The 19685-nt window shown below is 71.3% G+C and carries 19 protein-coding genes; 6 read left to right on the top strand and 13 right to left on the bottom strand.

Annotated features, from left to right (window positions below):
• Nucleotides 1-19 precede the first annotated feature (19 nt).
• Nucleotides 20-316 carry a DUF1540 domain-containing protein gene (locus BFV98_RS24755; RefSeq protein WP_013288237.1) on the top strand — a complete coding sequence of 99 codons (297 nt, stop codon included), beginning with the start codon at nt 20-22 and terminating at the stop codon, nt 314-316.
• 105 nt (nt 317-421) lie between these two features.
• Here BFV98_RS24755 and BFV98_RS24750 read toward each other — a convergent pair whose 3' ends face one another.
• The 4 genes from BFV98_RS24750 to BFV98_RS24735 all read right to left on the bottom strand — a co-directional run bounded on the left by BFV98_RS24750 (nt 422) and on the right by BFV98_RS24735 (nt 5878).
• Entirely contained in the window at nt 422-2425 is a 2004-nt protein-coding gene (locus tag BFV98_RS24750) for a protein meaA (RefSeq protein WP_071097926.1), read from the bottom strand.
• Between the two features lie 101 nt (nt 2426-2526).
• The gene (locus tag BFV98_RS24745; protein ID WP_071097924.1) at nt 2527-4680 is read right to left on the bottom strand and encodes an FtsX-like permease family protein; all 2154 of its coding nucleotides are present in this window, start codon (nt 4678-4680) and stop codon (nt 2527-2529) included.
• Nucleotides 4677-5357: an ABC transporter ATP-binding protein gene (locus BFV98_RS24740; RefSeq protein WP_030271431.1), complete on the bottom strand. Its 681-nt coding sequence runs from the start codon at nt 5355-5357 to the stop codon at nt 4677-4679. Before BFV98_RS24740 ends, BFV98_RS24745 begins: the two co-directional genes overlap by 4 nt.
• On the bottom strand, nt 5354-5878 hold the full coding sequence (locus BFV98_RS24735; protein WP_013288241.1) for a PadR family transcriptional regulator: 525 nt from the start codon (nt 5876-5878) through the stop codon (nt 5354-5356). Before BFV98_RS24735 ends, BFV98_RS24740 begins: the two co-directional genes overlap by 4 nt.
• An 86-nt stretch (nt 5879-5964) precedes the next feature.
• On the opposite strand from BFV98_RS24735, the gene BFV98_RS24730 reads away from it, so the two are divergent.
• From BFV98_RS24730 to BFV98_RS24720, 3 genes are all read left to right on the top strand, one after another.
• Nucleotides 5965-6813, top strand: a complete 849-nt coding sequence (locus tag BFV98_RS24730) for an ABC transporter ATP-binding protein (RefSeq protein WP_013288242.1) — start codon at nt 5965-5967, stop codon at nt 6811-6813.
• Nucleotides 6810-7655 (top strand): ABC transporter permease, encoded by an 846-nt coding sequence (locus BFV98_RS24725; RefSeq protein ID WP_013288243.1) that lies wholly within the window; start codon nt 6810-6812, stop codon nt 7653-7655. Before BFV98_RS24730 ends, BFV98_RS24725 begins: the two co-directional genes overlap by 4 nt.
• 86 nt (nt 7656-7741) lie before the next feature.
• A complete protein-coding gene (locus BFV98_RS24720; protein WP_013288244.1) occupies nt 7742-8551 on the top strand; it encodes an alpha/beta hydrolase family protein in 810 nt (269 codons plus the stop codon).
• Between the two features lie 60 nt (nt 8552-8611).
• Here the strand turns inward: BFV98_RS24720 and BFV98_RS24715 are convergent, their stop codons facing one another.
• On the bottom strand, nt 8612-9460 hold the full coding sequence (locus BFV98_RS24715; RefSeq protein WP_013475365.1) for a 3-hydroxyacyl-CoA dehydrogenase family protein: 849 nt from the start codon (nt 9458-9460) through the stop codon (nt 8612-8614).
• A gap of 69 nt (nt 9461-9529) precedes the next feature.
• Complete coding sequence (murA, locus tag BFV98_RS24710) at nt 9530-10951, bottom strand: UDP-N-acetylglucosamine 1-carboxyvinyltransferase (RefSeq protein ID WP_030271442.1); 1422 nt, start codon at nt 10949-10951, stop codon at nt 9530-9532.
• Here murA and BFV98_RS24705 point away from each other — a divergent pair.
• Nucleotides 10950-11522 (top strand): cob(I)yrinic acid a,c-diamide adenosyltransferase, encoded by a 573-nt coding sequence (locus BFV98_RS24705; protein ID WP_047893386.1) that lies wholly within the window; start codon nt 10950-10952, stop codon nt 11520-11522. The two genes, murA and BFV98_RS24705, sit on opposite strands and share 2 nt — an antisense overlap.
• A complete protein-coding gene (locus BFV98_RS24700; protein ID WP_013475363.1) occupies nt 11498-11914 on the top strand; it encodes a VOC family protein in 417 nt (138 codons plus the stop codon). Before BFV98_RS24705 ends, BFV98_RS24700 begins: the two co-directional genes overlap by 25 nt.
• A 60-nt stretch (nt 11915-11974) precedes the next feature.
• On the opposite strand, the gene BFV98_RS24695 is transcribed toward BFV98_RS24700, so the two are convergent.
• The 7 genes from BFV98_RS24695 to atpA all read right to left on the bottom strand — a co-directional run bounded on the left by BFV98_RS24695 (nt 11975) and on the right by atpA (nt 19641).
• Nucleotides 11975-12550 carry a hypothetical protein gene (locus BFV98_RS24695; RefSeq protein ID WP_071097923.1) on the bottom strand — a complete coding sequence of 192 codons (576 nt, stop codon included), beginning with the start codon at nt 12548-12550 and terminating at the stop codon, nt 11975-11977.
• An 843-nt stretch (nt 12551-13393) separates the two neighbouring features.
• Entirely contained in the window at nt 13394-13849 is a 456-nt protein-coding gene (locus tag BFV98_RS24690; RefSeq protein ID WP_013288250.1) for a DUF2550 domain-containing protein, read from the bottom strand.
• 12 nt (nt 13850-13861) lie between these two features.
• Complete coding sequence (locus tag BFV98_RS24685; protein ID WP_013288251.1) at nt 13862-14140, bottom strand: F0F1 ATP synthase subunit epsilon; 279 nt, start codon at nt 14138-14140, stop codon at nt 13862-13864.
• Nucleotides 14141-14249: 109 nt separating this feature from the next.
• Complete coding sequence (locus BFV98_RS24680; protein WP_041799109.1) at nt 14250-15395, bottom strand: LCP family protein; 1146 nt, start codon at nt 15393-15395, stop codon at nt 14250-14252.
• Nucleotides 15396-15609: 214 nt separating this feature from the next.
• Nucleotides 15610-17055: a F0F1 ATP synthase subunit beta gene (atpD, locus tag BFV98_RS24675; protein ID WP_013288253.1), complete on the bottom strand. Its 1446-nt coding sequence runs from the start codon at nt 17053-17055 to the stop codon at nt 15610-15612.
• Nucleotides 17055-17984 carry a F0F1 ATP synthase subunit gamma gene (locus tag BFV98_RS24670; RefSeq protein WP_013288254.1) on the bottom strand — a complete coding sequence of 310 codons (930 nt, stop codon included), beginning with the start codon at nt 17982-17984 and terminating at the stop codon, nt 17055-17057. Before BFV98_RS24670 ends, atpD begins: the two co-directional genes overlap by 1 nt.
• A 4-nt stretch (nt 17985-17988) precedes the next feature.
• Nucleotides 17989-19641, bottom strand: a complete 1653-nt coding sequence (gene atpA / locus BFV98_RS24665; protein ID WP_013288255.1) for a F0F1 ATP synthase subunit alpha — start codon at nt 19639-19641, stop codon at nt 17989-17991.
• Nucleotides 19642-19685: the final 44 nt, after the last annotated feature.

Genomic DNA, 19685 nt, shown 5'->3' with positions numbered 1-19685 from the left:
ACCCAAGGAGGTACGGGAGATGACCGCGTCGTTGGAGATGCCCCGGGTCCAGGAGTGCGCCGTCCGGTCCTGCGCCTACAACCACACGAACGACTGCCACGCGTTCGCCATCACGATCGGCAGCAGCGACCACGCGCACTGCCACACGTTCGTGGAGATGCCGGTGCGCGGCGGCCTCGACCAGTTGGTCGCGCAGGTGGGCGCGTGCTCGCGCGCCGACTGCCGGCACAACGCCGACCTGGAGTGTCACGCCCCGGCCATCACCGTCGGCCCCGACATGGACATGGCCGACTGCATGACCTACGAGAGCCGCTGACCCACCCGCGCGGACGCGGCGCCTGCTTGCGGGCGCCGCTTTCGCGCGCGGTTGTTAAGAAGGGGCCCCTTGCCTACCGGAGGCGTTAATAAGGGGCCCTTCCTTTCACGACAGGGTGTTCGCCTCGCGGATCACTGTGACCAGCTCGTCGATGATGCCGGTGAGCGCGAAGTCCTTCGGCGTGAACACCCGGGCCACCCCGGCGGCCCGCAGCGCCTCGGCGTCGGCGGCCGGGATGATCCCGCCCACCACCACCGGCAGGTCGCCCCGCCCGGCCGCGCGCAGCCCGTCCAGCACCGCCGGCACGGCGGCCAGGTGCGAGCCGGAGAGCACGGAGAGGCCGACCAGGTCGACGTCCTCCTCCACCGCGGCCGCCACGATCTGCCCGGCGGTCAGGCGGATGCCCTGGTAGACCACCTCGAAGCCGGCGTCGCGGGCGCGTACCGCGATCTGCTCCGCGCCGTTGGAGTGCCCGTCCAGCCCCGGCTTGCCGACCAGCAGCCGCAGCCGCCCGCTGCCCAGCTCCCGGGCGGTCGCGACGACCCGCTCCCGCACCCCGGCGAGGGTCGCGTCACCGGCTGTGCCGACCGCCCCGGCCAGGCCGGTCGGCGCGCGGTACTCGCCGTACACCCGGCGCAGCGCGCCCGCCCACTCGCCGGTGGTGACACCGGCCCTGACACATCCGAGCGTCGCCGGCATCAGGTTCGCCGTGGTGGCGGCATCGGCGCGCAGCCGGTCCAGCGCCGCCTCGACCGCCGCCGCGTCCCGGTCGGCCCGCCACCGGCGTACGCCGTCGGTGGCCGCCTCCTCGACGGCCGGGTCCACCTGCTCGATCGCCTCCGCGCCGGCCGCTGTGAGCGGCGACGGCTCGGTCTCGGTGAACCGGTTGACGCCGACCACCACGTCCGAGCCGGACTCCATCCGGCGGCGCCGGTCGGCGAGCGAGGCCACCAGCGCGCTCTTGAGGTAGCCGGTCTCGACGGCGGTGACCACGCCGCCCATCTCCAGCACCTTCTCCAGCTCGACCCGGGCACCGGAGACGATGTCGTCGACCAGCGCGGTCATCACGTGCGAGCCGGCGAACAGGTCCGGATACTCCAGCAGGTCCGACTCGTACGCCAGCACCTGCTGCATGCGCAGCGACCACTGCTGGTCCCACGGGCGGGGCAGGCCCAGCGCCTCGTTCCAGGCGGGCAGCTGCACCGCGCGGGCACGGGCGTCGCGGGACAGCGTGACGCCGAGCATCTCCAGCACGATCCGCTGGATGTTGTTCTCCGGCTGCGCCTCGGTCAGGCCCAGCGAGTTGACCTGGACGCCGTAGCGGAACCGGCGCTGCTTCGGGTTCTCCACGCCGTAGCGGTCGCGGGTGATCTCGTCCCAGAGCGCGCCGAACGCGCGCATCTTGGCGATCTCCTCGACGAAGCGCACCCCGGCGTTGACGAAGAACGAGATCCGCTGGACGACGTCGCCCATCCGCTCGGGCGGCACCTGACCGGAGTCGCGCACGGTGTCCAGCACGGCGACGGCGGTGGCCAGCGCGAAGCCGACCTCCTGCACCGGCGTCGCGCCGGCCTCCTGGAGGTGGTACGAGCAGATGTTCACCGGGTTCCACCGGGGCATCTCGCGCAGCGTGTACGCGATCACGTCGGCGGTCAGCCGCAGCGAGGCCGCCGGCGGGAAGATGTACGTCCCCCGGGACAGGTACTCCTTGATGATGTCGTTCTGCGTGGTGCCGGCGCAGCGGCTCAGCTCCGCGCCCTGCTCGGCGGCGACGGTGCCGTAGAGGCCGAGCAGCCACATCGCCGGGGCGTTGATGGTCATCGAGGTGTTCATCTCGGCCAGCGGGATGCCCTCGAACAGCGCCCGCATGTCACCCAGGTGCGCCACCGGCACGCCGACCCGGCCCACCTCGCCGGCGGCCAGCTCGTGGTCCGGGTCGTACCCGGTCTGGGTGGGCAGGTCGAAGGCGACCGACAGGCCGGTCTGCCCCTTCGCCAGGTTGCGGCGGAAGAGCGCGTTGGTGGCCGCGGCGGAGGAGTGCCCGGCGTACGTGCGCATCACCCACGGGCGGTCCCGCTCGGGCAGCCGTCCCGGCATCGCGTCGTCCATGGCCGGAGTTTAAGTTACCGTTCAGTAAAAGGGAGTGTGGAAAACCACACAACCCGATGCCCGCACCGGTGGGCCGGCGGACAGCCGGCCCACCGTACGGGTCATTCGCTGCGGGCGGTCTCCGGGCCGGTGATCCGTTCCAGCAGCGGCAGGGTGGCGGCGACGACCGCGAGGCAGCCCAGGACGCCGAGGGCCGTCACCGCGGCGAACCCGAGCCCCGGCAGGCGCAGGTCGTACTGCATCTGCGCGCGCAGGAACAACTGCGCGGCGACCAGTCCCATCCCGACCGCTACCACGGCGACGGTCAGCAGCGGCACCACGCTCTCCACTGCCACCACCCGGCGCAGCAGCCGTACCGGGGCGCCGCTGAGCCGGAGCAGGCTGAACGGCCGCTTCCGTTCACTGAGGCCGGCCGCCACTGCGACGGCCAGGCTGCATCCGGCGAGCACGAGACCGGCCACCACGACGATGTCGGCCAGCCGCTGCCAGCCCCGCATGGTGTCGGCGAAGTCGGCCTCGAAGTCGCCTGGCACGTTCGGCGCCACGAAGAAGGCGGGGAACGCCGCTTCGAGGACCGTCCGGGCCCGCTCCACAGCGACCGGGTCCGCCGCCTCGACCGCCACCGAGCCCGCCGGGAGCCCCGCGAGGGCCGCCGGGTCCACCGGGGACGACGGCCAGATCCGGTCGGCCGAGGCGGACCCCCGCCAGGGGATCAGGTCCGGCGGCACCTCGGCGACGCTCGCCCCCGGAGCGCACCGTCCGTAGGCGGGCGGGATGTCCGCGCAGGCGATCACGCCGAAGTCGCGGCCGTTCTCGCGTACCGGGTTCTCCCGCACGAGCACCGGGTTGCGGACGCCGGGAATCGCCGCCAGGTCGGCCGGCAGCGTGCCGGGTACCGGCGGGTCGTCCGTCAGCACCATCGACAGCCGGCCGGCCTCCAGGGAACCCCGGGGTGCGGGACCGCGCTCGTACGTGATCGTCCCCATCACCCCGACCGCCACCGTCGTGACGAACAGCGCGAGCATCACCCCGCCCACCGCGCGGAACCCGGCGGCCGGGTTGTCGGCGAGCCGGCGCGCGGCGATGAGCGCGGCGGGCCGGCCGGCGCGAGCGGCCATCGCCCGGGCGCCGACCATGGTCAGCCACGGCCCGCCCGCGATCAGCCCGACCATGACCAGCAACAGCGCGGGCAGGAACAGCGCGGTCTGACCGTCCGAGGTGGGCGGCCGGTACACCAGGGCGAAGCCCAGCCCGGCCAGGCCGAGCGCGAGCGGGATCAGCCGGTACACACGGGGCGGCCGGGGCGTGACCCGGCGGGTGACGCCGAGCGGTGAGATCCGGACCCGGCGCAGCGCGATCCAGGCCGCAGCCGCCGCGCCCGCCGGCACGCCCACCGCCACCACGAGGGCCTCCGGCGCCCCGACGGCCATGTCCTCCGGGAAGAACGGCATGCCGGTGAACGGGATGCCGGCGAGCTGCCCGCGGAGCGCGAAGAACACCGCGAAGCCGACCGCCGCCCCGGCCGCCGCCGCGAGCGCGGCCTCGACGGCCGCGATGGCCGAGATCTGCCGGGGCGTGGCACCGACCAGCCGCATGGCGGCGAACCGCTGCTCCCGGCGGGCGGCGCCGAGCCGGGTCGCCGTGCCGATGAAGACGAGTACGGGGAACAGCAGGCCGCCCGCCACCACGCCGAGGATGAGGTCGACCGCGGCCCCGGGCAGCGGAGCGCTGTTGCCGTCGAGCCGGGTGACCTTCCGGACCTGGTCGAGCCCGCCCACCTGCTCCGGCGTTCCGCCGACCAGGACGAGCAGGGTGTCCGGCGAGGTGAGCGCCGCCGGCCCGACGGCGCCTAGGTCCCGGCCCGGATAGCGGTCGGCGAGCTGGTCGGCGGGGACGGTCGCCAGCAGCTTCCGCAGCGCCGGGGAGGCGTAGAACTCGCCGGGCCCCGGGGCTCGGGGAACACCGACCGGCGTGGGCGCGTCCGGGCCGGTCGCGGCGACGTCGACGCGGATGATCTGGTCGCCCCGGAAGTAGTCGGTCCGGGTGGACCACAGCAGCGGGTCGGCGGCCCCGTCGGCCGTCTCCTGCGGGTACATCGACGCGTACCGGGTGAGCTGGGCGTCGGTGGCGTGCACACCGGCGAGCGTGATGAGCAGCAGCCCGGTGCCCACAGCGACGGCGGCGGCGATGGCGACCAGCCGGACCAGCGCCTCCCGCCCGCCGGCGACGGCGAGCCGGAGCGCGAGCCCGATCACGAGACGACCCCGGCAGGGGCGTTGACCCGGCCGTCGCGCACCATGACCTCGCGGTCGGCGTACGCGGCGATGCGCGCCTCGTGCGTCACCAGGACGACAGTGGTGCCACGCTCGCGGGCGGCGTCCACGAGCAGCGTCATCACCTCCTCGCCGGTGAGCGAGTCGAGCGCGCCGGTGGGCTCGTCGGCGAACAGCACACGGGGCTCGGCGACCAGACCGCGGGCCAGCGCGACCCGCTGGGCCTGCCCGCCGGACAGTTCGCCGGACCGGCGGTGCTCCAGGCCGGCCAGGCCGAGCCGCTCGAACCAGCCCCGGGCGGCGCGCAGCGCCGGAGTGCGGCGGACGCCGCGCAGCAGCAGTGGCAACGCCACGTTCTCCGCCGCGGTGAGTTCCGGCACGAGCTGCCCGAACTGGAAGACGAAGCCGAAGCTGTCGCGGCGCAGCGTGCTGCGGTCGGCCTCGCCGAGGGTGTCGATCCGGGTGCCGTCGAACCGGACCTCGCCGGAGTCGGGGCGCAGGATGCCGGCCAGGCAGTGCAGCAGCGTCGACTTGCCGGAGCCGCTCGGTCCCATCACGGCGACGACCTCACCGGCCGACACGGCGAGGCTCGCGCCGCGCAGGGCGGGTGTCTCGCCGAACGCGTACGTGACGTCCCGGGCCTCGATCATCGGGCTCATGGCCGAACCGCCTTTCTCAGGGCGTCCAGCCGGGCGCCCGTCGTCTCGATCCACCGCAGGTCCGCCTCCAGGTGGTAGAGGCCGTGGTCGGCGAGCATCACGTCGACGAGTTCGCCGCTGCGTTTGATCTCGGTGAGTTCGCGCATCCGGCGCAGGTGGGCGGCGCGCTGGGTGTCCAGGTACTCCTCGGCCGGGCGGTCGAGCATCAGCGCGAGCACGACCTTGGTGAACAACAGGGTCTGGAGGTGCGGTTCCGGCTCGACCGGCTCGGTCAGCCAGTGCTCGACCTCGGTGGCGCCCCGGTCGGTGATGACGTAGCGCTTGCGGTCCGGCCCGGCGCCGGGAGCGACGTCGCCGACCACCACCTTGCCGTCGCGGGCCAGCCGGCTCAGCGTCGAGTAGACCTGCCCGTACGGCAGCGGCTTGCCGCGCCCGAAGAAGGTGTCGTAGTCGCGCTTGAGGTCGTAGCCGTGGCTCGGTTCGCGTTCGAGCAGCCCGAGCAGGGTCAGGGGAACCGTCATGACCAGAGACTACACTGAGTGTATACCCCGCGTATATAGCTGACCCGGCAGTGGAACGGGCGACCGCACGACGCACACTTGACGTCATGGAGAACGAGCTCGCGATTTCCGTGCGAGGGCTGCGCAAGGCGTACGGCGACAACGTCGCGGTCGCGTCGGTGGACCTGGACGTCCGCCGGGGCGAGGTGTTCGCTCTGCTCGGTCCCAACGGCGCCGGCAAGACCACCACGGTCGAGATCCTGGAGGGCTACCGGCAGCGCGACGCCGGCGAGGTACGCGTCCTCGGCGCCGACCCCGCCCACCCCGACGCCGGCTGGCGCTCCCGCGTCGGCATCGTGCTCCAGGGCACCGGCGAGTTCGACGAGCTCACAGTCGGCGAGGTGGTCCGCCACTTCTCCGGCTTCTATCCCGACGCCGACGACCCGGACAAGGTGGTCGAGCGGGTCGGGCTGGGGGCCAAGGCCAAGGCGCGTACGCACACGCTCTCCGGCGGGCAGAAGCGCCGCCTCGACGTGGCGCTGGGCATCATCGGCCGCCCCGAGCTGCTCTTCCTCGACGAGCCGACCACCGGCTTCGACCCGGAGGCCCGGCGCGAGTTCTGGGAGCTGATCCGGGACCTGTCCGCCGCGGGCACCACGATCGTGCTCACCACCCACTACCTGGACGAGGCCGAGGCGCTCGCCGACCGGGTCGGCGTGATCGCCGCCGGACGGGTGATCGAGGTCGCCCCGCCGAACGCGCTGGGCAACCGGCAGGAGTCGCTCGCGACCGTCTCCTGGCGTACCCCCGACGGGACGCCGGCCTCGGCGGAGACCGCGACGCCGACGGCGCTGGTGGCCGACCTGGCCGCGCGCTTCGGCGGCGAGGTGCCCGGCCTGACGGTGACCCGGCCGACCCTGGAAGACGTCTACCTGCGGATGATCGGACACTCATGACCACCACGACGAAGCCGGCGGCCCCGGTCGCCGCCACCTCCGCCCGGCGGTCCGGGGCGGGCGCGCTGGCACTGCGTCAGGGGCGGCTGGAGATCACCCAGTTCCTGCGCAGCCGGGAGTCCGTCGTGTTCACGATGGGCTTCCCGATCATCATGATCCTGATCTTCGCGGCGATCTTCAGCGACGAGATCGCGCCCGGGGTCAGCTACACCCAGTACTTCATCACCGGCATGATCGCGACCGGCCTGATGACCGTGAGCTTCCAGAACCTCGGCATCTGGATCCCGATCGAGCGGGACCGGGGCGTGCTCAAGCGCTACCGCGGCACGCCGATGCCGAAATGGGTCTGGTTCGCCGGCAAGGTGATCATGGTGGTGGTCATCGGCATCGCCGAGACCGCGCTGCTGCTCGCCGTCTCGGTGGCGATGTTCGACCTGCAACTGCCGCAGACCACCGGCAAGTGGCTGACGTTCGCCTGGGTCGCTGTCCTCGGCGTCACCGCCTGCACGCTGTGCGGTATCGCCATCTCGTCGCTGGCCCGCACCGCCCGCAGCGGCTCGGCCGTGGTCACCCCGGTCGCGCTGGTGCTCCAGTTCATCTCCGGCGTGTTCTTCGTCTTCACCAGCCTGCCCACCTGGATGCAGCAGGTCGCGGCGATCTTCCCGCTCAAGTGGATGTGCCAGGGGCTGCGCTCGGTCTTCCTGCCGGACAGCTTCGGCGCCCGGGAGCCGGGCGGCTCGTTCGAGCTGGGCACCGTCGCGCTGGTGCTGGGCGCGTGGTGCGTCATCGGCCTGGTGCTCTGCCTGACCACGTTCCGCTGGACCACCAAGCGCGACGGCTGAGGTGTAAGGAAGGGCCCCCTCTTAACGCCTGCGGTAGAGGAAGGGCCCCTTCTTAACGCGCGCCTCGCGGTGGCACACTCGCCGGCATGGCATCGACGCTGACCCGGCGTACCCTGCTCGGCGCCGCCGCCGGCGTGGCCGGCGCCGCGGTGGTCGGCGGCCTGGCCGCCCGGCAGCTCTCCGGCCCTCGCCCGGGACCGGCACCGGCCCTGCCGGACGCGCCGGCCGGCGACGAACGGCTCATCCGCATCGCGTCCGGCGCGCGCGGCCGCGAGGTGGACTTCTGGACGGCCGTGCCCGACGGGTACGGCGACGGCCGCGGCCTGCCCGTCTGCCTGGTGCTGCACGGCGCATCGGCCACCCCGCGCGACTACGGCCGGTTCGGGCTGGCCCGCTTCCTCACCGACGCGGTACGCCGCGGCGCCCCACCGTTCGCGCTCGCGGGCGCCACCGGCGGGCGGCTGTCCTGGCGCGCCGCCGGTGACGACGACCCGCAGCGGATGGTGCGCGAGGAGGTGCCCACCTGGTGCGCCCGGCGCGGGTTCGACAGCAGCCGGCTGGCCGTGTGGGGCTGGTCGATGGGCGGCTTCGGCGCGTTGCTGCTCGCCGAGACGTACCCGAAGTGGCTGCGGATGACCGCGGCCTTCTCCCCCGCGGTCAGCGCCGGCGACGCGGTCTTCACCGGCGTGGAGAGGCTGCGCGGCACCCCGGTCGGGCTCTGGTGCGGGCGGCAGGACAATTTCCTGAAGGACGTGCGCGCGCTGGCCCGGGCGCTGCCCGAGGAGCCGGTACGCGCCGCCTGGGCCGACGGGCGGCACAACTTCGGCTACTGGGGCACAGTCATCCCGGACGCGTTCGCGCTGATCGGCGCCGCGCTCAACCCGCCCCGGACGTGAACCGGCACCGCACGTGAACCGCCCCCGGCCGCGCGGGCCGGGGGCGGAACGACGGGCCGGTCAGTACGAGTAGAAGCCCTGGCCGGTCTTGCGGCCCAGGTCGCCGGCGGTCGCCATGCGCTGGAGCAGCTCCGGCGGGAAGAACTTCTCGTCGGCGGTGTCGGTGTAGATGTTGCGGGTGGCGTTGAGCAGCACGTCCACGCCGGTCAGGTCGACCGTCGCGAGCGGGCCCATGGCGTGGCCGAAGCCCAGCTTGCAGGCGGTGTCCAGGTCCTCGGCGGAGATCACGCCGGACTCGACGAGCTTGACCGCCTCCATCGCCAGCGCGCAGATCAGCCGGGTGGTGACGAAGCCGGCGATGTCCCGGTTGACCACCACGACGGTCTTGCCGATCTCCTCGGCGAACGACTTGACCGTGTCCATGGTCGCGTCGCTGGTCTTGTAGCCGCGTACCAGCTCGCAGAGCTTCATCATCGGCACCGGCGAGAAGAAGTGCGTGCCGACGACCGACTCCGGGCGCTCGGTGGCAGTGGCGATCTGGGTCACCGGGATGGCCGACGTGTTGGTGGCGAGCACCGCGTCCGCCTTGCAGATCTTGTCGAGCGCGCGGAACACCTCGTGCTTGATCTCGATCTTCTCGAAGACCGCCTCGACCACGATGTCCGCGTCGGCGGCGGCCTCCAGGTCGGTGGTCGGGGTGATCCGGCCCAGCGTCGCCTCGACGTCGGACGCCTCGATCTTGCCCTTCTCGGCGAACTTCGTCAGCGACTTCCGGATGCCGTCCACACCGCGCTTCGTGGCCGCGTCGTCGATGTCGCGCAGCGTCACCTGCCAGCCCGCCTGCGCCGCCACCTGGGCGATGCCCGAGCCCATCAGCCCGGCACCGACGACCGCGAGTCGACCCGCCATCTGCTTCTCCCTCGCCGTGTTCTGCAACGTCTGGGAGAACCCTACTTAACGAGGGATAAGCCCCGGCCGTCAGATGGCCAGGTCCGGCTCCTCCGGCGCGGTGCCGCGCTCCACCTCGACGCCGAGCGCCCGCAGGTCGGCCACGAAGTCCGGATAGCCCCTGTCGACGTGGTGCACGTGCGAGACCTCGGTGAGGCCGTCGGCGCAGAGCCCGGCGATGATCAGGCCGGCACCGGCCCGGATGTCGGTCGCGCGTACCGGGGCGCCGGACAGCCGCTCCCGGCCGCACACCAGGGCGTGGTGACCGTCGGTACGGATCTCCGCGCCCAGCCGCATCATCTCGTTGGCGAACATGAACCGGCCGTCGAAGATGTTCTCGGTGATCAGCGAGCCGCCCTCGCTGACCGCCGCCAGCCCGATCGCCATCGGCAGCAGGTCGGTGGCGAAGCCCGGGTAGGGCAGCGTGACCACGTCGACCGCCCTCGGGCGGTCGTCCATGCGTACCCGGAAGGCGTCGCCTCGCGTCTCCACCAGGCCGCCGGCCGCGACCAGCTTGTCCAGCGCGACCTCCAGGTACGCCGGGTCCAGGCCGGTCACCGTCACGTCGCCGCGGGTCATCGCGGCGGCGAACGCCCACGTGCCGGCCACGATCCGGTCCCCCACCGTGGCGTGCCGGACCGGCCGTAGCTCGGGTACGCCGACGATGTGCAGCGTCGACGTGCCGGCCCCCTCGATCCGCGCGCCCATCCGGTTCAGCATCGTGCAGATGTCGACGATCTCCGGCTCCCGGGCCGCGTTGTCGATCGTCGTGGCGCCCCGGGCCAGTACCGCCGCCATGACCAGGTTCTCGGTCGCGCCCACGCTCGGGAAGTCCAGCACGATGTCGGCACCGTGCAGCCCGCCCGGCGCCTCGGCGATGACGAAGCCGTGCTCACCGGAGATCTCCGCGCCCATCCGGGCCAGCCCGGCGATGTGCATGTCCAGACCGCGCGAGCCGATGGCGTCGCCGCCCGGGTGGGCCACCCGGACGTAGCCCCGGCGGGCCAGCAGCGGGCCGAGTACGCAGATCGACGCGCGCAGCCGCCGCACCAGGTCGTAGTCGGCTTCCGCGCCGGGCCGCTCCGGCACGTCGATGAGCACCGACCGGGACCGCTCCACACCGCCGTGGGCCACCATCGGGTCGACCGGGTCGTCCGGCCCGAAACGTACGCCGCAACCGAGCCGCCGCAGCACCTCGCCCATGATCGCGATGTCGGTGATCCGGGGCACGTTGGTGATCAGGCTGCGGCCGGGCGCGAGCAGCGCGGCGGCCATCAGCTTCAGCGCGGAGTTCTTCGCACCCACCACGTGCACGGTGCCGGCGAGCCGGGCGTCACCGCGTACCCGGATGACGTCGACGTCGTTGACCGCCGGATCTCCCGCGTCCCCCGGCCCCACCGGGCTCGGCCGGGCCGGGATGGTCAGGTCCGGTATCCGTAGGCTGTGCGTCATGGCCGTCCACCTCACGCGCATCTACACCAAGGCCGGCGACGCCGGCATGACCAGGCTGAGCAACAACGAGCAGGTGCCGAAGACCGATCCGCGCATCGCCGCGTACGCGGACGTGGACGAGTGCAACGCCTCGATCGGCGTCGCGCTCGCCCTGGGGCAGCTCCCGGACGAGCTGCGGGCCGTGCTGGAATCCGTGCAGAACGACATGTTCGACGTCGGCGCGGACCTGGCGACGCCTGTGGAGCCGGACCCGAAGTACCCGCCGCTGAGGGTGACCGAGGAGTACGTCGAGCGCCTCGAGGGCTGGTGCGACGAGTACAACGCGCGCCTGAGCAAGCTCGACTCCTTCATCCTCCCCGGCGGCACCGCGGGCGCGGCACTGCTGCACGTGGCACGGACGACCGCCCGGCGCGCCGAGCGTGCGGCATGGGCGCTGGTCGCACACGACCCCGATCGGACCAGTCCCCTCCCGGCAAAGTATCTCAACCGGCTCTCCGATTTGCTCTTTATCCTGTCAAGAACGGCAAATCCGGACGGCGACGTGCTATGGGTGCCGGGCGGGAAGCGCTGACCATCGGCGGCCTCCATCACGTGGAGGTGTGGGTACCCGACCTGGCCGCGGCCAGTCGTTCCTGGGGCTGGCTTCTCGGCGAACTGGGCTGGACGCCGTACCAGGACTGGCCCGCCGGCCGCTCCTGGCGGCTCGGCGCCACATACGTCGTGCTGGAGGAGTCACCGGCGCTCACCGGCCGCACCCACGACAGGCGTGCGCCCGGCCTGAACCACCTGGCCTTCCACGCCGGCCCGCCGGCCGCCGTCGAACGCCTGGTCGCTGCCGCTGGAGAGTACGGCTGGACGCTGCTGTTCCCGGACCGGCACCCACACGCGGGCGGCCCGGACAGCTACGCCGCCTACCTCACCGACGGGCAGGGGTACGAGGTCGAGTTGGTCGCGGAGACGTGAGAAGGCCGGCACCCCGTTGGTTCGGGGTGCCGGCCTTTCGCTGTGTCGTACTTGTTCGTCTTAGCTGTTCCAGTGCTGGGCGACGAGGTCGGCGGCCTGCTGCTCCCACTGGGCGTAGTGGTCCGGGTAGGCCGACACCTGGACGGTCTGGGCGGCCTTGGTCAGCGGCATGTCCTGCCAGCCGTCGACCTGCTTCAGACCCTTCAGGAACGCGGTGGTGGAGTATTCGGGGTCGGTGATCTGCTCGACCGTGCCCCAACCGCTGGAGGGGCGCTGCTGGAACAGGCCCTGCGAGTCGTGGTCGTTACGGTCGCCGAGGTGGCCGAGGTTCTCGAGCTTCGACTCCTGCAACGCCGTGGCGATGGAGACGACCGCGGCACGCTCGTCCATGCCGGCCTTCTTGGTGGCGGCGATGATCGCCTTCACATTCTTGATCTGCTCGTCGTTGAGGTCGATACGCGACTGCTCGCCCTGCACACCGTGCGGGATCAGCTTGTCACCCTGCACGCTCACACTGACCGGCTTCGCCACGTGCGGGGTCTCCGCCGCGTGCGCAGCCACCGGACCGGCGAACACGCCACCGGTGAAAGCCAGACCAGCAACACCCAGAATGCTCTTACGCAGAATCGTGTTCATCAGAAGTGCTCCATTCGGGGGTCGACACACCCCGCGGGGGGACGGGGGTGCGTGGGCACCGTCAGGCGCTCAAAAGATTGGGGGGATCGGCTGCTCGCGAGGGCCGGGGGGCCTCGTCGCGGCGCCGGAACACTGTTCAACGACCCGCCACCCGCCACCATTCCCGGGGGCGCCACACGCCACCAGAAAGCGGCGCGGGTTCACGTCGTCGGAACCATGTTCAACGACCAGTCGGCCAGGATGATTCCCGGGCTTGCGGATGCCACCCCGCTCGCAGGGCGCGCCGCCGACGCTCGGTCGTTCACCCGGTTACAACGCCACCCACCCGCCAGCGATTCCACCCCCAGAGTGCCACCCACCACCCCCGAACCGGACACCCCCGCCCACACCCGCACGGATCGCACCACACGCACCCGCCCCCGCGCCGTCGATCATGAAGTTGACGCCGACAAACCGGACACCAAACACCGCTAACTTCATGATCGACCCGAACCAGGCAGGGCTGACCCGGAGCGGGCTGACCCAGGGCAGGGCTGGCCCGAGCGGGGCTGGCCCGAGCGGGGCTGGCTCGGTGCGGGGGCGCGACGCCAATCGGGTCGCCCGCACGACCACCCGCGCGATCTTGCAGTTCGAGCCCTCTGGGCGTCTCATTTGCGAGGTTTGCCGGGCACCAAAGTGCAAGATCGCGGGAGGCGCCGGGAAGGGTGCGGCGATCTTGGAGTTGTGGTGCCTCACTAACGGCGCGAACCGGGCATTTCCCGGCGCCACAACTCCAAGATCGGCGTCAGCGGCGGCGACCCGGCACGACCCCCGTGACCCGTTGACGGGGTGTTGGGGTGAGGGTCAGGCGGCGGGCCAGTCCTGGGAGGCCAGACGCGGCGAGGCCGCCCCGGGTGGGGCGGCCTCGAGCCAGGACAGGAATCCGGTGACCGTGGATCGCGCCATGGCGATCTCGATCGGCGCGTGGTGGCTGGTACAGCGCAGGATCACCCACTCGGCGGGCATCGACATGCGCTCCTGCCCCTCGGGCAGCCGGCGACGCTCGACCGCCAGCCCCTTGCGGGAGAGCACCCGCTTGGGGCGCAGCGCGAAGCTGAACATGCGGTACCAGCGGAGTTCGTCGCCCACGAAGCGACCGAACCCGGGTGACCAGCCACGACCGTCGAGGATCGTGTTGACCCGGACGCTCAGCCGGATGATGCCACCGCTACGCGTGAACAGGGCCCGCCGGATGAAGAGGATCAGAAGCGCGACGACGACGATCGCGACGCCGATTCCGATCCCTTCGACGATCTCCATCGGCGGGTCGGCTCAGCGGGCCGGGGTGGCGGGGGTTGCGCTCTCGGCGAGGACTGTGACGCCCTCACCGGTCACCGACAGGAAGCCGCCGGCCACGTCGTACGCGATCTGCTGGCCACCGGCCTGCTTGATGCGTACCTGGCTGGGTTCGGCGAGCTGGCCGAGCAGCGGTGCGTGCCCAGGCAGCACACCGAGCTCACCCTCGGTCGTCCGGGCGACGACCATCTCGGCCTCGCCGGTCCAGACCTTCTCCTCGACGGCTACGAGCTCGACGTGAAGCTGCTGTGCCACGCTGTCTCCTTGCTGCGGCGGCGGATTGCCGAAAGTCTAGTCGCGACCCCGCAGCCCACCCAACGCGGGTGGTGAGAGCCGGACCACCACGGTCCCGCACCCGCTCAGGCTACTTGGTCTTCTGCTTGAAGTCGGGGTGCTCCAGCAGGAATGCGTCGAGCTGTTCGGTACGCAGGGCGGTGAAGAAGTCCTCCGCCGGTTCGAGCAGTTGCTCACCCCGGTAGTTGCTGCCGGTACCGATCGGGCCGCCCGGCAGCTTGATCGTCTCGATCGCCTCGGGCCGGATGTCCTTCAGGGCCAGCCCGAAGTCGACCACGCTGTTGCCGCGGCCGTTGAACACCAGCGATTTCCCGGCCGCGCGCAGCACTCGGTCCAGCTTGACCGGGTTGGCCACCACGTCGGCGCTGAACGCCTGGCTCACCATCGCCTTGACGAACTGCTGCTGGTGCCGCTGCCGGCCGTAGTCGGCGTCCGGCACGCCGTTCTTCGGGTAGCGCTGCCGGACGTAGTCCAGCGCCTGCCAGCCCTTGAGGTGGGCGTTGCCCTTCTTGTACACGGCCTGCGGCCCGAGGTAGCCACCACCGCCGGGCTTGAGCTGGCGCGGCGTGCCGTCCGGCTGGAGGTGCTCCGAGCGCACCTCCCGCTCGATGTACATGTCGACGCCGCCCATGGCGTCGACGATCTTCTTGAACCCGCTGAAGTTGATGATCGCACCGGCGTCGAAGCGCTTGATGCCGGTGACCTCCTGCACGGTGTTGGCGAGCAGCTCGAAGCCCTGCGGGGTGCTGGGGTTCTGCCCCGGCACGTTGCTGCCGTGCGACATGGCCGCGTTGAGCCGGTCGTTGGCGCCCGAGTAGTCGGCCTTGGGGAACTCCGGGATGTCCACCCGCAGGTCACGCGGCAGCGAGAAGAGGTAGCCGCGGTCCATGGTGGCGGGCACGTGCAGGACCATGATCGAGTCGGCGAGCGGGCGGGCGGTCGCGGTCCGGGGGTCCACGCCGACGAGCAGGATGTTGAGCGGGCCCTTGATGTCGCTCTTCTTCTCGTTGGCGCCGGCGGCCTGGTCACCGAAGAGGTCGGCCTTGCCCACCGATCCCTCGTAGCGGGCGACGAGGGCGCGCGAGCCGATCAGCACGGAGCCGCTGAGCACCACCATGACGATGCCCAGGATCGTGCAGACGCGGGCCCACCGGGGCACGCCGCGCCACATGGACCGCTTCCCGCGATCCGCGCCGCCCTTACCGCCCACGAGCATCTCCAATCGTCGCGCCCACGGGTAGGAAGACGGGCGCGGGGGTCCGTTTGGTTGCAGAGATCAACGGCCGGATGTGAAGTCGTGTCAGGAACGGTACCGCGCGATCCGGCGAACTGCTTGCCGGAGAACCGGGCATCTGGTAGTGCAGTGCCCGGAAAAGGCGAAGGCCGCCCCGGCTTTCGCCGGGACGGCCCTCGTGGGTGTGAGCGGGCTCTCAGCCCTCCTCGCCCATCAGCTCCTTGGCCTTGGCCCGCAGGTCGTCCAGGCCGCCGCACATGAAGAACGCCTGCTCCGGGAAGTGGTCGAACTCCCCCTCGCTGATCCGGCGGAAGGCGTCGATGGTCTCGGCGATCGGGACCGTCGAGCCGGGCACGCCGGTGAACTGCTCCGCCGCGTACGTGTTCTGCGAGAGGAACCGCTCGATCCGGCGGGCGCGGCCGACGGTGAGCTTGTCCTCCTCGGAGAGCTCCTCGATACCGAGGATGGCGATGATGTCCTGCAGGTCCTTGTAGCGCTGCAGGATCCGCTTCACCTCGGTGGCGACGGCGAAGTGCTCCTCGCCGACGAACTCCGGGGCGAGGATCCGGGACGAGGACGCCAGCGGGTCCACGGCCGGGTAGATGCCCTTGTCGGAGATCGACCGCTCCAGGTTGGTGGTCGCGTCGAGGTGGGCGAACGTGGTGGCCGGCGCCGGGTCGGTGTAGTCGTCGGCGGGCACGTAGATCGCCTGCATCGAGGTGATGGCCTGGCCCCGGACGGAGGTGATCCGCTCCTGGAGCTCGCCCATCTCGTCGGCCAGGGTCGGCTGGTAACCCACGGCGCTCGGCATGCGGCCGAGCAGCGTGGAGACCTCGGAACCGGCCTGGGTGAAGCGGAAGATGTTGTCGATGAAGAGCAGCACCTCCTGCTTCTTCACGTCACGGAAGTACTCCGCCATGGTCAGCGCGGACAGCGCGACCCGCAGGCGGGTGCCCGGCGGCTCGTCCATCTGGCCGTAGACCAGCGCGGTCTTGTCGATGACGCCAGACTCGGTCATCTCGGCGATGAGGTCGTTGCCCTCGCGGGTGCGCTCACCCACGCCGGCGAAGACCGAGGTACCACCGAAGTTGCGGGCCACACGGGTGATCATCTCCTGGATGAGCACCGTCTTGCCCACGCCCGCGCCGCCGAACAGGCCGATCTTGCCGCCCTTGACGTACGGGGCGAGCAGGTCGATGACCTTGATGCCGGTCTCCAGCATCTCGGTCTTCGGCTCCAGGTCGGCGAAGGCCGGGGCCTTGCGGTGGATGCCCCACCGGTCGTCGGCCTGGATGGTCTCGCCCTCGGTGAGGTTGAGGCACTCGCCGATCGCGTTGAACACGTGGCCCTTGACCGCGTCGCCCACCGGCACGCTGATCGGCGCGCCGGTGTCGCGCACCTCGGTGCCGCGGACCAGGCCGTCGGTCGGCTGCATCGAGATGGCGCGGATCAGGTTGTCACCCAGGTGCTGGGCGACCTCCAGGGTCAGCGTCTTCTCACCGCCGGAGAGGGTCACGTCGACGTGCAGGGCGTTGAACAGCCCCGGCATGGCGTCGCGCGGGAACTCGGCGTCGACGACCGGGCCGATGACCCGGACCACGCGACCCGTGGCCGTCTTGGTCTCAACTGCGGATACAGTCATCACACTTCACTTCCCGACGCGGCCAGCGCGTTCGCGCCGCCGACGATCTCACTGATCTCCTGGGTGATGCCGGCCTGACGAGCCGAGTTCATCTCACGCGTGTACTTCTCGATCATCTCTTCGGCGTTGTCGGTGGCGCTCTTCATCGCCCGCCGACGGGCGGCCGACTCACTGGCCGCCGACTCCAGCAACGCCGCGAAGATCCGCGTGTTGATGTACTTCGGCAGCAGGGCGTCGAGCAGCGACTCCGGCTCCGGCTCGAACTCGTACGCCGGCAGCAGGCCCTCGGACCGGGGCCGGTCCTCGACCTGCATCGGACCGACGATCCGGGTCACCGGGTTCTGCGTCATCAGGGACTTGAACTCGGTGTAGACGATGTGCAGCTCGTCCACGCCGAGGATCCCGTCGGCGCCGGCCTCGTTGTCGGTGTCGTCCGCGCCGGCGGTGAACGCCTTGATCAGCGTCTCACCGACCTCGCGGGCGTCCTCGAACGACGGCTGCTCGGAGAAACCCGTCCAGCTGGCGGCGATCTGCCGGTTGCGGAACCGGTAGAACGCCACGCCCTTGCGGCCGATGACGTAGAGCACGGGCTCCTTGCCGTCGGCACGCAGGCGGGCGATCAGCGACTCGGCGGTCCGGATCGCGTTCGAGCTGTAGCCACCGGCCAGGCCCCGGTCGGCGGTGACCAGCAGGACGCCCGCCCGCCGCACCCGCTCGCGCGGGGTGAGCAGCGGGTGGTCGATCCGCGCGTTCGAGGCCAGCGCCGTCAGCACGCCGGTGATCGCCTCGGCGTACGGCAGCGAGGCCGCCACCTTGGCCTGGGCCTTGGCGATGCGGCTCGTCGCGACGAGCTCCATCGCCTTGGTGATCTTCTTCATCCCCTTGGCGGAACGGATCCGCTGCCGGAGAACGCGTACCTGGGCGGCCATCGGATCAGCTCTCGGCCGGGCGGTCGGTGGTGCCGTCGCGGAAGCGGGTCACCGTCTCGCGGGTCTCCTCGCCCTCCAGCGGCTTGGCCGGCGCGTCGTTGACCCGGACCTCGTCCTCCTTGCCCAGGAAGACCTGCTTGAACTCGCTGATCGCGGAGTCGAGCGAGGAGATGATCTCGTCGTCCCACTTGTTGTCGGCGATTCCGGCCAGGACGCCCTCGTGCTTGTGGCGGAGGTACTGGAGGAACTCGGACTCGAAGCGGCGGACCTCGCCGACCGGGACGTCGTCCAGCTTGCCCTCGGTGCCGGCCCAGACGGAGACGACCTGCTCCTGCACCGGGTACGGCGAGTAGTTCGGCTGCTTGAGCAGCTCGACCAGGCGGGAACCCCGGTCCAGCTGGGCGCGGGAGGCCCGGTCCAGGTCGGAGGCGAAGGCGGCGAACGCCTCCAGCTCGCGGTACTGGGCCAGGTTCAGCCGCAGCGAGCCGGCGACCTTCTTCATCGGCTTCACCTGCGCGGCGCCACCGACCCGGGAGACCGAGGTGCCGACGTTGATGGCCGGACGGACGCCCTGGTTGAACAGGTCGGTCTCGAGGAAGATCTGGCCGTCGGTGATGGAGATGACGTTGGTCGGGATGAACGCCGAGATGTCGTTCGCCTTGGTCTCGATGATCGGCAGACCGGTCATCGAGCCGCCGCCCAGCTCGTCGGAGAGCTTGGCGCAGCGCTCCAGCAGACGCGAGTGCAGGTAGAAGACGTCACCCGGGTAGGCCTCGCGGCCCGGCGGGCGGCGCAGCAGCAGCGACACGGCGCGGTACGCCTCGGCCTGCTTGCTCAGGTCGTCGAAGACGATCAGGACGTGCTTGCCGCCGTACATCCAGTGCTGCCCGATGGACGAGCCGGTGTAGGGGGCGAGGTACTTGAAGCCGGCCGGGTCGGAGGCCGGGGAGGCGACGATGGTGGTGTACTCCATCGCGCCCGCCTCCTCCAGCGTCCCCTTGATGGAGGCGATGGTGGAGGCCTTCTGGCCGATCGCGACGTAGATGCAGCGGACCTGCTTCTTCGGGTCGCCGGAGCGCCAGTTCTCGCGCTGGTTGAGGATGGTGTCCAGGGCGACCGTGGTCTTGCCGGTCTTGCGGTCACCGATGATCAGCTGGCGCTGGCCACGGCCGATCGGGGTCATCGCGTCGACGGCCTTGATGCCCGTCTGCAGCGGCTCGTCGACCGACTTGCGGGACATCACGTTCGGGGCCTGGAGCTCCAGCTCGCGGAAGCCCTCGTTGGCGATGTCGCCGAGGCCGTCGATCGGCTCGCCGAGCGCGTTCACCACGCGGCCGAGGAACGCGTCGCCGACGGGCACGGAGAGCACCCGGCCGGTGCGCTTGACGCGCTGACCCTCTTCGATCCCGCCGAAGTCACCGAGGACGACGACACCGATCTCCCGGACGTCGAGGTTCAGCGCCACGCCGAGCGTGCCGTCCTCGAACTCCAGGAGCTCGTTGGTCATGGTCGAGGGGAGACCCTCGACGTGGGCGATGCCGTCACCGGCGTCGGCGACGGTGCCGACCTCCTCGCGGGAGACGTCGGCCGTGTAGGAGGAGACGTAGCGCTCCAGGGCGCCGCGGATCTCCTCCGTCGAGATGGTCAGCTCGGCCATCCTCTGCTTCCTTAAGTATCAGGGGCCCGGGATACCTAGTACCG

Source organism: Micromonospora sp. WMMB235 (assembly GCF_001855515.1).
GTDB classification, from domain to species: domain Bacteria; phylum Actinomycetota; class Actinomycetes; order Mycobacteriales; family Micromonosporaceae; genus Micromonospora; species Micromonospora aurantiaca.
This window is presented reverse-complemented; position numbering and strand designations above follow the sequence as displayed.